This is a genomic window from Bariatricus sp. SGI.154, from assembly GCF_050313795.1.
GTDB lineage: Bacteria > Bacillota > Clostridia > Lachnospirales > Lachnospiraceae > CAMBRQ01.
The window spans coordinates 63,714-79,265 of sequence record NZ_JBNPMC010000012.1; the positions used below are offsets into that span (position 1 = coordinate 63,714).

The window sequence follows — 15,552 nt, forward strand, 5'->3', positions numbered from 1 at the left end:
TATGCCAAAGGAATATAGAACCATACAGGAAGTTGCCGGACCGCTGATGATGGTGCGTGGTGTAGAAGATGTCGCATATGATGAACTTGGTGAGATCGAACTTGCCAGCGGTGAGAAACGCCGTTGTAAAGTTCTGGAAGTAGATGGCGATACGGTTATGGTACAGTTGTTCGAGAGTGCAACTGGTATCAACTTAAGTAACAGTAAAGTCCGTTTCCTCGGACGAAGCATGGAGCTTGGCGTATCCGGAGATATGCTTGGCCGTGTATTCGACGGTCTGGGACGCCCGATTGATGGTGGTCCGGAGATCCTGCCAGAGGAAAGAAGAGATATTAATGGTCTGCCTATGAACCCGGCAGCAAGAAGTTACCCGGAAGAGTTTATCCAGACAGGTGTATCTGCTATCGATGGTCTGAATACGCTGGTTCGTGGACAGAAACTGCCAATCTTCTCCGCATCTGGTCTTCCACATGCGAACCTGGCTGCACAGATCGCAAGACAGGCAAAGGTACGCGGAACAGACGAGAACTTCGCCGTTGTATTTGCTGCAATGGGTATTACTTTCGAAGAGTCCAACTTCTTCATCGAGTCCTTCAAGGAGACGGGAGCCATCGACAGAACCGTATTGTTCGTCAACCTGGCAAATGACCCGGCTGTAGAGCGTATCTCTACTCCTCGTATGGCATTAACCGCAGCAGAATATCTGGCATTCGAAAAGGATATGCACGTACTGGTTATCCTGACAGATATCACGAACTATGCAGACGCACTTCGTGAGGTATCTGCCGCACGTAAGGAAGTACCGGGACGTCGAGGATATCCTGGATATATGTACACTGACCTTGCAACACTGTATGAGAGAGCAGGACGTCAGAACGGCAAGAAGGGAAGTATTACCATGATTCCGATCCTGACCATGCCGGAAGATGATAAGACTCACCCGATCCCTGACTTAACAGGATATATCACAGAGGGTCAGATCATCTTAAGCCGTGATCTGTACCGCAAGGGCATCCAGCCGCCAATTGACGTATTACCTTCACTTTCTCGTCTGAAAGATAAAGGTATCGGCGAAGGCAAGACAAGAGCAGACCACTCTAATACCCTGAACCAGTTGTTCGCAGCGTATGCACGTGGTAAAGATGCGAAAGAATTAATGACCATCCTCGGTGAAGCCGCATTGACCGAGATCGACCTGATCTACGCGAAATTCGCCGAAGAATTCGAGAAAGAATACGTATCCCAGGGCTACAACACCGACCGCTCAATCGAGGAGACCTTAGAGATCGGCTGGAAGTTACTGTCCATGCTCCCAAGAGCAGAGTTAAAACGTATCGACGACAAATTCCTAGACCTATACTATGGTAAATAAACGGGGCGACAGGGGACGGGGGTTTCCTTAGCATGGGACATGGCAAAGCCGTGTCCCGGCGGAAGAAAAGCCCCATCCCCAAACCCGACGAAGGAGGGTAACACATGGCATCTACACAGGTAACTCCCACCCGTATGGAGTTAACCAAGACAAAGAAAAAACTAACCACCGCTGTCAAGGGTCACAAACTCTTAAAAGACAAACGTGACGAACTGATGCGCCAGTTCTTAGACCTCGTTCGTGAGAATATGGAACTGCGCCAGAAGGTAGAAGCCGGAATCCGCTCTGCAAATAAGAATTTTGTCATAGCCAAGGCAGGAATGGACGAAGCTACGCTGAATACAGCTCTGATGGCACCCAAGCAGGAAGTGAGCCTGGAAGTAGGAGAGAAGAACGTCATGAGCGTTAACATCCCGGTATTCACGACGAAGACCAGGACTGCAGATGCTAACGATATCTATTCCTACGGCTTTGCATTCACCTCCAGCGATCTGGACGGTGCCGTAAAATCTCTGGCAGATATCCTGCCGGATATGCTGAAACTTGCGGAGACGGAAAAAGCGTGCCAGTTAATGGCGGCTGAGATCGAGAAGACCAGACGCCGTGTAAATGCACTGGAACACGTCATTATTCCGGAAGCACAGAAGAATATCAAATACATCACGATGAAACTGGATGAGAACGAAAGAAGTTCCCAGATTCGTCTGATGAAAGTAAAAGACATGATGCTCGAAGAAGCGCACCACTACAGCGAACGAGCATAAAGGTTATTCAAAAGTAATGCTTATAAAGAGGACGCAGGTTTTCCGAGCATGGTACAATGCAAAGCGTTGTACCAGCACAGGAAAAACTGCGTCCCCAACATGTCAAAATGATTGAAATCAAAAGATATTATCTTTTAATACAGATTCTATAATAGGAAAATCGCCAATAACAAATCCCTTTTTGTCAAGTAGAATATAGGTGTTATAATTGCTGTTAAGAATATATAAATGCTTAGTTTCCAGCCAATCGTTCACGTTATTATATTGGATAATGGTCTCTTTGCCGGAATTTCCGATAACGGACAGATAATCCTGATAAAACCGGACGGTTCTTTCTGGTATACTATCCCCTTCGTTTGTCATCGCTTTATATTTGCTGCGCCTTTTTGTGCTGGGAAGCATGACGACCAGCCAGAAAATCAGTGCGCCCAGAAAGATGGACTCTCCTAAAAGGAAGATTAGAGATCCGCCGGTGTACCAAAGCCAGAGGGCAACTGCAAGATAAAGTGCCAGCAGAATCATTATCAGGTTTCTAATCGTTTTTCTATATGCTTTGCTTTCGGTGGCGCGCATACCTTCGTTAAATAAGGTGCGGGATATACGGATGTGATTTTCAGCAATTGGTGTTGTTGTATGCATTGTTTTCCTCCTGTTTTCGTTTGATCCATGTTTCGTCGTCTTCGTAAAATGGAACCTGTTCCGGGAAGGCATCTGCAATCTGGTTTTCTATCTGGAAGCAGTCATTTAAAGTGTTGTAGATCAGGAAGTTAACTGTATATAGAATGAACCAAAAGCCAATTAGTGGCATTAACATTACAGACCATGGCAAAAACAAAACCATGACGATCCAATATGCCAACTGGAGAAGGGCAATGCCCGCAAGTTTTGGAAAGAATCGAAGGAAAAACAGCAGGCAGTTGCGGGCGCATTGGCGAAATGGCTGTTTGAATAGCGCAATCTGTGGCCAGCAGATGGAGAAGAACATGGCAAACAGTAGAAGGCTGAATGCATAGAGTGCCAGCGTTCCCCATCCCGGGAATTGAGTAGACCACCAGAACAGCATTGCCATAAAAATATAACATCCAAGCATGAGGCAGAACAGGATGCCGGGTAAGATAGACTGGCGCCAGTTTTGCTTCCATGCGCGCTTGTAGTCTTCCGTGCATTTCCCTGATGCATCCCGAAGGGCGCGCATGACGGCGTCATACATGCAGGAAAGAGCAGGACCTGCGAATACGCCCCCGATTATACAAGAGGGAATCAAAACCAATACGCTGGAAGAAAGGAGAGCCAGAGAAATCCCGATTCCAAAGGGAAGGAATCCTGCCAGTGTTAATAAATTGGTGAACAAGAATTTTTTAATGTTTCGTTCTAAAACTTCGGTATACCTTGGAAACCCAGTGAGGCGTTTCCCGTTCGAAACATATGAATTGGGACGAAATAAGAAAGTCATAAGATCCTCCTAATCAGTTTTAAAGTGACAACTGTTCAAAAATTCGGTTAATAATGTTTCTAAATCTTCCGTATAATTCTCAAGACAAGTGAATTCTGCACAGACGGCGGTAGTGCCGCAGACACCGAAAGCGGATACACCATGGTCATAAGGATTATCTTCGTTGGTGCAATTATATGTAATCAGAGTGTAGGACTGTCCGTTAAGGGTGATGGTGTCCTCGGTAATAACTTCATAATTCGTCTTGGCAGCAGACAGCCAGGTGTCGCAGCTGGTGTTAGCGTTTTCTTCACTTATTGCTTCGTTCGTAAGAAGGTATAATTGAGCATCGTAAAGATCTATAGTATCACCTTCGCTGTTTTCGTAAGGCATCGAGTTGCCGTCAACCCATGTTGCGTAATACAATCCGTCGGCCGCCAGGGTTTCTTTGTTGTCAAGAAGCGAGAACTGCTCCGGAGCATCAACGCCTACGGTAGTTCCTATTTTCATCCAGTCATCGGACCACTTTTGACCGTCGGCAGTCTCTCGCGGCGTAGAGGCGCATCCGATTAGAAACAATATCGGGAAGATTGGGAACAGTAATTTCTTTTTTATCATGTTAATTCAAACCTCCTTGCAGGGTATCCCAAAGCCGGCTGCACTCATCGGCATAATCGGAACGTCTTTCGCCATAAAAACAACGTCTGCCAAGGTACAGATCTGCTAAGAGTTCTTGGTTGCTGCCAGATACTATCTGCTCAGGCAGTGTTGTGGTATAGTTGCCGAGATCCATCCCGGATAAAAGCTTACAGGAATTCCATTGGAATACTTTGCCTTCTGTGGAGAAGTCTGTATCATTGGGGCGATTGCCATCGGGCATTGCCAGCACCTGGAATTCCCGCTGGATATCCTCTGGGTCTTCCATCAGAAAAAAATAACTCTCGCAGTCGTTAATATCAGCCATAAGAGTAAGCATGGAAGCCTGACGATAAGAAGCCGCGTCGACATCGCTATTGTCAGGGGCGCCACTGACAAACTCGTTAATCTGGATCAGTACATCCCCATCGTGATTATAATCTCCGGCAATCGAAGCGAATGCATCTTTTAAAGCATCAACCGTATCATCGGGTAATTTTGCCTCTCCGATATAAGCAATCTGAATATCTGGTGATTTCTTAAACCAGCCAAAAGCATTCCCGATGAGATTGATTGAAATAAAGATCAATAAAATTCCACAGATTACATACCATCTGTGATAGTGCCACCAGTTTTTCATAAGGATCAATCCTGCCTTTCTGCAGATTCTTTTGTGGTTCCGCCGTACATATATGAGACTGGCAGGCAGACCAGAGGTGGCTTCGCAGTCATATTTTCCTGAAGTAAAAGTTCTACGCACATTTCTGCGATGTCTTGAACGGGCTGCACAATTGTAGAACAGATGTAATCGCCATCGCCAAACATCCGGATACCATCAAAGCCAATTACTTGTACGTCTTCGGGAACCTTTATGTTTAGTTTTTTCAGCATTTTAAGGACTTCATAAGCAATAAGGTCTGTGACGCAGAAAAGCCCGTCAAAATCTAACTTTCCATTGTGCATATGTTCAGTAAGGAAAATCTCAAATTCATTAAGAGAATATCCATCTTCCAGAATCTTTGAAGTATACTGCAAATCTCTTGCAAGACATCCGTTTTCGAAACCGGCCTTTCGTTTGTTGGGTTCGTTGGTAAGGGAAGAGCCTACGCGTAAAAAGGCGACATTCTTACAGCCAAGATCCGCCAGCTTTTCGGCAGCCATCTGACCTCCGGCAAAATTATCACTGGCAATACAGGGAATATGGGAACCCATTGTCCGGTCTATAGAGATGTAAGGAATATTTTCCATAATATGCAGATCCGGATTATAGGTCAGCCCGATGATTCCGTCTACTTTGTTTTGCTGCGCCATGGTGATATACTCTTGCTCTAATCCGGGATCAGAATCGGTACAGCATAGAAGCATTCGGTATTTTCTTTTTAAAAGAGAAAGATTGATCTGATAGGCGAGTTTGGAAAAAAACGGGTTCAGCGTATTGGGAATGAGCAATGCGATGGTGTAAGTCCTGCTGGATTTCAATCCCTGGGCATAACTGTTGACTTGATAATTTAGTTTCTTGATTGCTTCTTCCACACGGATTCGGTAGGATTCGCCTACTGGAAGTCCGTTAATGACCTTGGATACGGTGCCAAGTGCGACGCCGGCTTCCAGTGCAACATCTTTCATTGTGGGAGCGGAGTTTTTGTTTCTCATTCATGAATACCTCTCTTGCAATTTTATTATTTCATGAAATCATTATAGTGCATTTATGTGTGTTTGTAAAGAGAAAATTCATGAAAAAGCATGAAACGTTACATAAAGATAAAATGTACAAAATTCACATTTTTATATTGTGAAAATTAGATAAAAATGTAATAAAACACAAAAAAAGTGGTTTAACATCCTTGACGGAACAATGGAATAATGATATTTTTGATACAGTTATAACATAACGTTTCACGAAAATCGCGATTTTAAAACATGAGAGCAGTTGGAAATGGCCAGTCAACTGCTCGAGAAAGTTTGTCGGAAATATGTCAGGTAATATTTTCGGCATATAACAGGAAGGAGAGATTATATGGGTAGCTTAAAAAAAGCAACTCCAACGAAAGGTGCCAACCATACATCGGTATTAAAGCGTATGGGTGCCTACTGGCAGTTGTATCTGATGCTTTTGGTCCCTGTCATACTGACAATTATTTATAAGTACATACCGATGTATGGTATTCAGATTGCATTCCGTGATTACAAATCAGTCCGTGGTATGTGGGGGAGTGATTGGGTAGGATTAAAGTGGTTTGTACGTTTCTTTAATTCACCGAATTGTGTCCGCATGATAAAGAATACGATATTGCTGAGTCTTTATAGTTTGCTTTGGAGTTTTCCGATTCCGATTGTTTTATCACTTATGATTAATCAGTTGAGATTTAATAAATTCAAAAGAACGGTACAGACGATTTTATATGCACCACATTTTATTTCTATTATGGTTGTGTGTGGTATGCTCCGGGTTTTCTTAAGCCCATCGGGAGGGCTGATTAACCTGATAGCGGGTACCAGCATTGATTTCCTTTCGGAAGCGGCTGCATTCCGGACGATTTATATCGCATCAGGCATATGGCAGGACGCAGGATGGGGTATCATCGTCTATATGGCAACACTGGCCAATATTGATACTTCTCATTATGAAGCGGCTAAGATTGATGGAGCGTCCATGTTCCAGCGGATTCGATATATTGATCTGCCAGAACTGGTGCCACAGATTGTGTTGATGTTGATTATGAGTGCGGGTAATTTGATGAACGTTGGATTTGAAAAAGTATTCCTGCTTCAGACAGACCTTAATAAAGCAACGAGTGACGTGATTGCAGTGTATGTTTACCAACAGGGTATCGAACATGCAAAATACAGTTATTCTACTGCGGTAGGTCTGTTCAATACGGTGGTCAATGTTATATTGTTGATTGTTGTAAATAAGATAACAAGTAAGATTTCCGAAGACGTAAGTTTTGTATAGGAGGTGCAGCATGAGAACGAAAAAAAGAACAGGACAACTGCAGGGCTTATCAGATAGGACCAGTGATATTGTTCTAGTGGTAATATGTCTTGCTATTGTGCTTTTGGTTGCGTATCCACTTTATTATGTGCTGGTTGCTTCCGTATCTAATCCATATGATGTATACGCGGGGAAGACATTCCTGTTCCCTAGTGGATTCACTTTGGATGGTTATAAGGCAGTATTTGCAGATAAGAGTATTGTAACCGGCTATCTGAACAGTATAAAATATACGGTTGTTGGAACGATCTTTTCCGTTGTAATGGTGTATTTGACAGCCTATCCACTGAGTATTAAAGAATTGCCGGGAAGAAAATTCCTTAGTATCTTCTTTATCATTACGATGTATTTTAGCGGCGGTCTGATGCCTACTTACCTGATTGTAAGGGATACAGGTCTGATCGACAGTATGTGGTCACTGTTCCTTCCGGGCGGTGTTGCTGTTGGCAACATGATTATTGTCCGTAATTTCTTTGAACATAGCATCCCGAAGGAGATGATTGAGGCGGCTGAGATAGACGGTGCATCAAAATGGACGACATTCATTAAGATTGTTGTTCCGCTGAGTCGTTCTATCATGGCAGTTATGGTAGTGTTCAGCATGGTTGCTTACTGGAATGACTGGTTTACCGCATTAATTTATCTGCCAGGAAAGGAGAATGCTCCGTTGCCCCTGGTACTTAGAAATATTTTGATTAAGAGTTCCGCTAGTGCAAGTCAGGCGAGCACCATTTCCGGCGGTTATGCAGAGTTGAACAAACTGACAGAGATGATTAAGTTCTCGTCCATTATCGTAGCGGCTGCGCCGATGCTTATTATCTACCCGTTTGTGCAGAAGTACTTCGAGAAGGGCTTCATGGCAGGTGCAGTAAAAGGGTAGCGAGATTCGAAAAAGAAGGAGATGAGAATATTGAAGATGTGGAAAAGATTGACTTCGTGTCTGCTGGCAGCTGGTCTTGTAGCATCTATGACGGCGTGCAGCAAGCAGGAACAGTATAACATGGAACCAGGTGTTGCCAATACAGATACATCCCAGACAGAATTCACAATTATGGGCGCTGTCAGTGCGTTGAGTAAGGGATATGATGACAATGAAGTCCTGAATCAAATGCAGGACGAAGCAGGTATAAAAATCAACTGGAATGTTATGAGTGATTCCTTAAGTGAACAAGTGAATATCCGTATTGCGGGAAGGCAGCTTCCGGATGCATTCCTTGCGGTCGGTTTTAACAACTATGATATTACAACCTATGGAAGTGACGGTGCGTTTATTGATTTGACACCGTATCTGACAGAAGAGTATATGCCGAATCTGACGAAGATTCTGGAAGAGAATCCAGATATCCGAAGCGCGATTACCATGAGTGACGGATGTATCTACGGTCTTCCATCGGCAGAGAAGATGGGAACCGCAGGTATCGGTGCAGAAGAAGACTACAGCATCTATACAATTCCGCAGTTTAGTATGATCAACAAGGCATGGCTGGATGAACTGGGAATGGAGGTGCCGACTACTCTTGATGAATTGCATGAAGCGCTTGTGGCATTTCAGGAAAATGATATGAGCGCTACCTATTACGGAAATGATGCTGGAAGTACCATTCCGATGAGTACGGGCTTTGACCAGTGGTGCTGGGGTCAGAATATCTTCTATGCAGGTTTTGGATTTACCAACTGGCCGAATGATGTAATCAATGACTTGGTATTGACTCCGGACGGAAAGGTTGAATTCGTCTGTGCTTCTGATAATTATCGTGATGCACTTACGTATTTCCATGACTGGTATGATGAAGGGCTGATGGATGTAGAGATGTTCAGCCAGAGCGATACACAATTAATCTCTAAGTGTTCGCAGGGGTATGTGGGCGTATCTACATGGTGGTATATTGAAGAACTGATGGGAGATTATGCGGATGATTATGTATTTCTTCCAATCCTTGACGGTCCTGATGGGACCCATAATGTAACGGTACGTACCGGCGGTGGTACGACCAGCGGTAATTTGAGTATTACGAGTGCATGCAAGAGTCCGGCCAATCTGCTGAAATTCTTCGACCAGTGGTATGAGCCTGAGAATGTCATGCAGCTTCAGTATGGTCCGATTGGAACTTATTTTACAGACCAGGATGAAAATGGAGTATGGCAGAGTATTTCAGATGACGAGGCAAAAGAGAAATTCGGAAAGACGGCAGGAGAGTTAAAAGGCGAATACGAGGTGTATGGACCGAAACTGATTCTCAGTGATTATTATAATACGACATTTAAGATGGAGGACCGTGCTATCGAGAGACTTGCAGACCTGAATGATTTTTGGATGCCATATGTTGACAGCACTGTAACATATCCTGTAGATTGCGTATATACGGAAGAGGAATTAGATATCATCGACCGGTATAAGACTGATTTTGAAAATACCGTATCTGAACAGGAAGGTCTGTGGCTTAAGGAAGGCGGACCTAGCGATGCCGAATGGGAGAGTTATCTTATAAAACTAAATGAGAAGTGCGGTATGAAAGAACTGCTGAATGTGTATCAGTCAGCATATGAACGTTACATGGAGGCGAAAGAGGCCGAATAATCAAAAATAAAAAGATGATAGGAGATTAACATGACAAGTCAGACACTACGTGAAGCGCGAAAATACGAAGAGGCTTCTGAAAAATTAATTAAAACAGAAGAAAGACCAGCCTTTCATCTATCAGCACGTACAGGCTGGATGAATGATCCGAATGGATTCTCATATTATAACGGAGAGTACCATATGTTTTATCAGTATCACCCTTATGATTCCCACTGGGGACCTATGCATTGGGGACATGCGGTAAGCAAAGATCTCTTGAACTGGAGATATCTTCCGGCAGCACTTGCTCCGGATGAAGTCTACGACCGGGATGGATGTTTCTCTGGAAGTGCAATTGAATTGCCGGACGGAAGACAACTGCTGATGTATACCGGAGTGATGCGGGAGCAGCAGAAAAACGGAGGGTTCAGTGATGTGCAGACGCAGTGTCTTGCTGTCGGAGACGGAATAGATTATGAAAAGTATGAGATGAATCCAGTATTGGATGAAAAGGATATTCCGGAAGGCTGCAGTCGTGCTGATTTCCGCGATCCCAAGATGTGGAGAGAGAAAGACGGAACCTATTACTGTGCCGTAGGAAATCGTCCGGCTGATGGAAGCGGACAGATATTACTTTATACCAGCGAAGATGGGTTCAGATGGAAATATAAGAAAGTACTGGCGGCAAACAACAACCGCTTCGGCAAGATGTGGGAATGCCCGGATTTCTTTGAATTGGATGGAAAATGGGTACTTCTCACCAGTCCTCAGGATATGCTCCCACAGGGGTTCGAGTATCATAACGGGAATGGAACGCTGTGCCTGATTGGCGATTTTGATAAGGAAGCAGATTCTTTTACAGAACAGTACAACCAGTCAATTGATTACGGCATTGATTTCTATGCACCCCAGACCGTTCTGACTCCGGATGGCCGTAGAATTATGATTGGCTGGATGCAGAATTGGGATGCTTGTGCGATTCGGGCTCATGAGGATCTGTGGTTTGGCCAGATGAGTTTGCCCAGAGAGTTGTTCATAAAAGATGGAAGACTTTACCAGAGACCGATCCGTGAACTGGAAGGCATGCGAAGTGGAAAAGTAGAATACAAATCAGTTCAGGTTTCAGGTACAATCAATCTGGAGGGAATCAAAGGGCGTAAAGTGGATATTGAATTAAGTATACGTCCGGAGGATGAACGGAACCTCTACCAGAAGTTTGCAATACGGTTTGCACAGAATGCGCAGTATCAGACTTCGGTTAGTTTCCGCCCACGAGAGGACATTTTGAAAATTGACAGGAAATTCTCCGGTTCCAGAAGAGCCATTATCCACCAACGCAGAAGCAAGGTGAATAGTGGGAATGGGAATCTGAAACTGAGACTGATTATGGATCAGTTCAGCGTGGAAGTGTTTGTAAATGATGGTGAGCAGGTTATGACCGCAACCATGTATACGGAGAAAGAGGCGGATGGAATCTCTTTCTATGCAGATGGCGAGGTTAAAATGGATGTAGTAAAATACGATCTGATTTAATGGAGAGGCTGTGGTCATAATAGTGGCTGCAGCCTTTTTGGATAATGAGATACGATGGCTGACAGGAAGGTCAGATTTCATGGAATGTGTGGAATGGATCAATGAACGGTATCAGATTCCGCTAATACTCATCAGAGAAAATAAAAATGCCTACCCTGTTGCTTAACAGGATAGGCGTACCCAATAGGCATGGTTAACACTGAAGTTGCCACTTTGTGTGGCAGTTGTGCAAGTAATCTTATCCAATCGGTTCAAAGTCTGCCGCTCCATGCTTGCACAACGGACAGATAATATCATCCGGCAATACATCCCCTTCATAGATGTATCCGCATACCTTGCACACGAAGCCCTTCTTACCGTCTGTCTCCGGTTTCGGCTTCACATTGCTCTGATAATAGTTATAAGTCATCGTCTCTACATTAGAGATTACGCGTGCTTCCGTAACTGTACAGATGAACATTCCGTGTGTATCAAGATCCACATACTGTTCTACTTTCAAAGACATGAAGGAGTTAATATATCTTGGCAGGAATACCAGCCCGTTATCGGAACGTAGCGGTGTGCAGTCTGCGAATTTGTCTGCGGTTCTTCCGCTCTGGAAACCGAATGTCTCGAATACCTTGAACGGAGCATCCGTAGACAGGCAGTTGATATTCATAATGCCAGTCTGTTTAATAATGTGGTGAGAGTAATTATCCTTGTTGATCGTAACTGCAATACGGTTCGGTGTATTGGTCACCTGAGTAACAGTGTTCACGATCAAGCCATTGTCTTTCTTTCCATCGTTAGAAGTAACAACATAGAGTCCGTATCCGATCTTGAACAGTGCGGTCAGATCGTTCTTATCAGCGGTTGCATCCTGCTGTGCCAGATAGTCTTTGCACAGTTCATCTGCCATTGCTTCCAGTTGTGCGCTGCTCTCTTCATTCAGTGCGGATTTGATCTGTACGGTAGTCTCGGTGAAAGTCAGTTTCTTGGAATTCTCCAGCATCTGTCTCATTGTCTTTGCAGCGAGAGGCGCCCACGTACCATTTTCAATCAGGCCAACAACACGGTTCTGATAATTGCGCTCGGTCAGATGATTGATGAACTCGCGCATGAATGGGAAGATGTCAGCGTTATAAGTAGTTGTAGCAAGTACCAGTTTGCTGTAACGGAATGCATCTTCTACGGCTTCTGCCATGTCACAGCGTGCCAAGTCATTGACCACGACCTTCGGGCATCCCTTTGCACGTAACTTTTCAGCCAGGAGTTCTACCGCTTTCTTCGTATTTCCATATACGGAAGTGTATGCGATCACGATACCTTCTGTCTCTACGGAGTAAGAAGACCATGTGTTATAGAGTCCCAGATAATATCCAAGATTCTCATTCAGTACAGGACCATGCAGCGGGCAGATGGTCTGGATATCCAGTTTAGCCGCTTTCTTCAGGAGATTCTGAACCTGTACGCCGTATTTGCCAACGATTCCGATATAGTAGCGGCGTGCTTCGCATGCCCAGTCTTCTTCCACGTCCAATGCGCCGAACTTGCCGAATCCATCGGCGGTAAAGAGTACTTTGTCAAGGCTGTCGTAAGTAACGATGACTTCCGGCCAGTGAACCATCGGAGCGGTAACAAAAGTCAGTTCATGCTTTCCGAGGGAAAGAGTATCCCCTTCTTTCACAACGATCTGCCTTTCCTCAAAATTAGTTCCGAAGAATTGTGCCATCATAGAAAATGATTTGGCTGAGGAGACAATCTTGGTATCCTTGTATATATTCATAAAGTTAGCGATGTTCGCTGAATGATCTGGTTCCATATGCTGTATGATCAGATAATCCGGGCATTTTGAACCGATAACACTCTCTATGTTATCCAGCCATTCGTGGGTGAAACGTGCATCGACGGTGTCGAGTACAGCGATCTTCTCATCCATAATTACATAAGAATTGTAGGACATGCCATTGGGAACGATATACTGCCCTTCGAACAGATCTATCTCATGGTCATTAACGCCTACATATTTGATGTCGTTAGTAATATTCATTGGTAGTCCGCTCCTTTTCTTTTATGCTTATTTTTAGAAATCTAATACCGCTCATATTATAGCATATCAAACGATAAAAGTACTCTTTGGCAGTGAAAAAATTGACATTTATTTGTATTTTTTTAAAAGCATAGCCGGGGAATCGATAGAGAGTGTTGACAATTCTAAACCACACGAATATACTTACTTGAGATAATTACTATTAGTAAATAAAATGGAGGGGTAAAAGATGAATGCAGAAAGTTTGAAACGATTGTTAGACTCATGCTTTGTGGCGAAGCGCCTTGTGGAAACATTGCCGGAACTGCCGAATGGTATGAAGCCTCGCCATATTCATGTCATGGATGTCATCTATGGAATACAGAATACCGGGAAACCTTGTCGCGTAGGAGATGTGAGTTCTGCGCTGAATATTACGATGCCCAGCATCACGAAACTGATCCAGGAATTGGAAAGACTTGGCATGTTGGAGAAATACGCAGATGCAGACGATAAGAGAGTCGCGCTGCTTAAGTTGACGGATGAGGGAATAGCCTGTGTGGAACGGCATATAGTTGATTTTCACGGCGAGTGGGCAGAGTTCTTGAGTGATATTGCGGATGATCAGGTGGAAGAAGTGATCGGTATCATCGAAAGATTGTGGCAGACGATGCCGGGAAAGGAGAAGGGGAAGAATGGCAAGAGATGGTAAGAAAGAGATTTCATTTGTGGAGGGACCGATATTCGGCTCGCTGATTCGGTTTGCGTTGCCGGTTCTGGGAGCGCTTATTCTGCAGGCGGCATATGGCGCGGTGGATCTGGTTGTAGTTGGGCGATTTGGCGATGCGACGAGCATATCTGCGGTGGGGACAGGAAGTGCCTTTATGCAGATGGTAACATTCATCATCACGAGCCTTGCTATGGGTGCAACCGTTATGATCGGACAGCATATCGGGGAGCGTAAGCCGAAGGTCGCAGGAGATGCAGTTGGCACGACGATTGTGCTGTTCGCGGTATTGGGTATTGTTTTGACGGTTTTATTGGAAGTATTTGCGGGCAATATTGTCAGTCTTTTGCAAGTTCCGGCAGAAGCATTTGACAAGACGGTGCTTTATATCCGAATCTGCTCTGCGGGTATACTGATTATTATTGCCTATAATGTAATCAGCGGTGTTCTGCGTGGCGTGGGGAATGCGAATCTGCCTTTTCTCTTCGTGGGCGTGGCATGTGTGGTAAATATTGTTGGTGATCTGCTCTGTGTTGGCGTATTCCATATGGATGTTGCCGGAGCGGCACTGGCAACCATCACGGCGCAACTCGTATCGGTAATCATTTCAATTGTGGTACTGCGAAAACAGAGTATGCCGATCTCATTTTCTAAGGAGCAGTGTAAGGTTTATCCGAGAGAATTAAAGAGAATCCTGAATGTAGGCGTGCCAATCGCATTGCAGGAGACGATGGTGCAGATCTCATTCCTGGTGATTAATTCGATTATAAATGATATGGGTCTGATGCCGTCTGCCGGATATGGCGTGGCGCAGAAACTGGTATCATTCATCATGCTGGTGCCGTCTTCTGTGATGCAGAGTGTCTCTGCGTTCGTAGCGCAGAATATCGGTGCGGGTCAGAAAGACCGGGCGATGAAAGGCTTCCGTACGGCAATGATTACCGGATGTGCAGTGGGAGTCGTGATCTTCTTTGCAGGATTCTTTGGCGGCGCACGGATGTCATCGCTGTTCACCAGTGACGCAGAGGTTATTGCGCAGAGTGCGGATTATCTGAGAGGATTCTCGGCAGATTGTATTCTGACTTGCGTCCTGTTCAGCAGTATCGGATATTTTAACGGATGTGGGAAGAGTATTCCGGTTATGGTGTAGGGAATTACGTCGGCATTCTGCATCCGTATCCCGGTGTCAATCTTTATGTCCGGACTTCCGGGAACGTCACTGATGTTGGTGGGACTGGCAACGCCGATTACCACGGTGTATGGAATCCTGTTTTTTATGATCTGTTTTGCAAGGCTTAAGAAGAAGTCTTAGTGTAGTATGGTAGTCAGCAGGCAGATTCCGGCAGCGCCGGCGGCGAAGAGGCGGCAGATCCGGGGGTAAGGAATCTTTAACATTGTGAGATTATTTTAGTGATAAATAATAGTTCCGGCAAATCGGTAAAAGCGTCTTGACAGGAACCTTTTTTCGTGATTATCTATTAGAAGTTAGGCTGATGATACAATTGATTCACCATAGATCAATTTA

Annotated in this window: 15 protein-coding genes; 9 read left to right on the forward strand and 6 right to left on the reverse strand. The window is 44.6% G+C overall.

Going from position 1 to position 15,552, the window contains the following annotated elements:
- Position 1 precedes the first annotated feature (1 nt).
- Entirely contained in the window at positions 2-1,372 is a 1,371-nt protein-coding gene (locus tag ACQRBN_RS07660; RefSeq protein WP_427738405.1) for a V-type ATP synthase subunit B, read from the forward strand.
- 104 nt (positions 1,373-1,476) lie between these two features.
- Positions 1,477-2,136 carry a V-type ATP synthase subunit D gene (locus tag ACQRBN_RS07665; RefSeq protein ID WP_427738406.1) on the forward strand — a complete coding sequence of 220 codons (660 nt, stop codon included), beginning with the start codon at positions 1,477-1,479 and terminating at the stop codon, positions 2,134-2,136.
- Between the two features lie 117 nt (positions 2,137-2,253).
- Here the strand turns inward: ACQRBN_RS07665 and ACQRBN_RS07670 are convergent, their stop codons facing one another.
- Genes ACQRBN_RS07670 through ACQRBN_RS07690 form a run of 5 tightly spaced genes read right to left on the reverse strand, consistent with a single transcriptional unit; the run spans position 2,254 to position 5,857 of the window.
- Positions 2,254-2,775, reverse strand: coding sequence for a YcxB family protein (locus tag ACQRBN_RS07670; protein ID WP_427738407.1), 522 nt, complete (start codon positions 2,773-2,775; stop codon positions 2,254-2,256).
- On the reverse strand, positions 2,750-3,589 hold the full coding sequence (locus ACQRBN_RS07675) for a hypothetical protein (protein ID WP_427738408.1): 840 nt from the start codon (positions 3,587-3,589) through the stop codon (positions 2,750-2,752). Before ACQRBN_RS07675 ends, ACQRBN_RS07670 begins: the two co-directional genes overlap by 26 nt.
- Before the next feature lie 9 nt (positions 3,590-3,598).
- Positions 3,599-4,186 carry a hypothetical protein gene (locus tag ACQRBN_RS07680; protein WP_427738409.1) on the reverse strand — a complete coding sequence of 196 codons (588 nt, stop codon included), beginning with the start codon at positions 4,184-4,186 and terminating at the stop codon, positions 3,599-3,601.
- A gap of 1 nt (position 4,187) precedes the next feature.
- The gene (locus ACQRBN_RS07685) at positions 4,188-4,844 is read right to left on the reverse strand and encodes a hypothetical protein (RefSeq protein WP_427738410.1); all 657 of its coding nucleotides are present in this window, start codon (positions 4,842-4,844) and stop codon (positions 4,188-4,190) included.
- Between the two features lie 5 nt (positions 4,845-4,849).
- Positions 4,850-5,857, reverse strand: a complete 1,008-nt coding sequence (locus tag ACQRBN_RS07690; protein WP_427738411.1) for a LacI family DNA-binding transcriptional regulator — start codon at positions 5,855-5,857, stop codon at positions 4,850-4,852.
- A 364-nt stretch (positions 5,858-6,221) separates the two neighbouring features.
- Here ACQRBN_RS07690 and ACQRBN_RS07695 point away from each other — a divergent pair, with 364 nt between their 5' ends.
- From ACQRBN_RS07695 to ACQRBN_RS07710, 4 genes are read left to right on the forward strand one after another with little or no spacing between them, the layout of a single operon-like run.
- Entirely contained in the window at positions 6,222-7,160 is a 939-nt protein-coding gene (locus ACQRBN_RS07695) for an ABC transporter permease (RefSeq protein ID WP_427738412.1), read from the forward strand.
- Between the two features lie 10 nt (positions 7,161-7,170).
- Positions 7,171-8,079, forward strand: a complete 909-nt coding sequence (locus ACQRBN_RS07700; RefSeq protein ID WP_427738413.1) for a carbohydrate ABC transporter permease — start codon at positions 7,171-7,173, stop codon at positions 8,077-8,079.
- A 36-nt stretch (positions 8,080-8,115) separates the two neighbouring features.
- Positions 8,116-9,777 carry an extracellular solute-binding protein gene (locus ACQRBN_RS07705; protein WP_427738419.1) on the forward strand — a complete coding sequence of 554 codons (1,662 nt, stop codon included), beginning with the start codon at positions 8,116-8,118 and terminating at the stop codon, positions 9,775-9,777.
- A gap of 30 nt (positions 9,778-9,807) precedes the next feature.
- A complete protein-coding gene (locus ACQRBN_RS07710) occupies positions 9,808-11,292 on the forward strand; it encodes a glycoside hydrolase family 32 protein (protein ID WP_427738414.1) in 1,485 nt (494 codons plus the stop codon).
- A gap of 238 nt (positions 11,293-11,530) precedes the next feature.
- Here ACQRBN_RS07710 and ACQRBN_RS07715 read toward each other — a convergent pair whose 3' ends face one another.
- Positions 11,531-13,321, reverse strand: coding sequence for a flavin reductase (locus ACQRBN_RS07715; protein WP_427738415.1), 1,791 nt, complete (start codon positions 13,319-13,321; stop codon positions 11,531-11,533).
- A gap of 229 nt (positions 13,322-13,550) precedes the next feature.
- Between ACQRBN_RS07715 and ACQRBN_RS07720 the strand changes: the two genes are divergently transcribed.
- The 3 genes from ACQRBN_RS07720 to ACQRBN_RS07730 all read left to right on the forward strand — a co-directional run bounded on the left by ACQRBN_RS07720 (position 13,551) and on the right by ACQRBN_RS07730 (position 15,339).
- Positions 13,551-14,012, forward strand: a complete 462-nt coding sequence (locus tag ACQRBN_RS07720; RefSeq protein WP_427738416.1) for a MarR family winged helix-turn-helix transcriptional regulator — start codon at positions 13,551-13,553, stop codon at positions 14,010-14,012.
- A 100-nt stretch (positions 14,013-14,112) separates the two neighbouring features.
- Positions 14,113-15,177 carry an MATE family efflux transporter gene (locus ACQRBN_RS07725; protein WP_427738420.1) on the forward strand — a complete coding sequence of 355 codons (1,065 nt, stop codon included), beginning with the start codon at positions 14,113-14,115 and terminating at the stop codon, positions 15,175-15,177.
- A 33-nt stretch (positions 15,178-15,210) separates the two neighbouring features.
- On the forward strand, positions 15,211-15,339 hold the full coding sequence (locus ACQRBN_RS07730) for a hypothetical protein (RefSeq protein ID WP_427738417.1): 129 nt from the start codon (positions 15,211-15,213) through the stop codon (positions 15,337-15,339).
- The last annotated feature ends 213 nt before the right edge of the window (positions 15,340-15,552 follow it).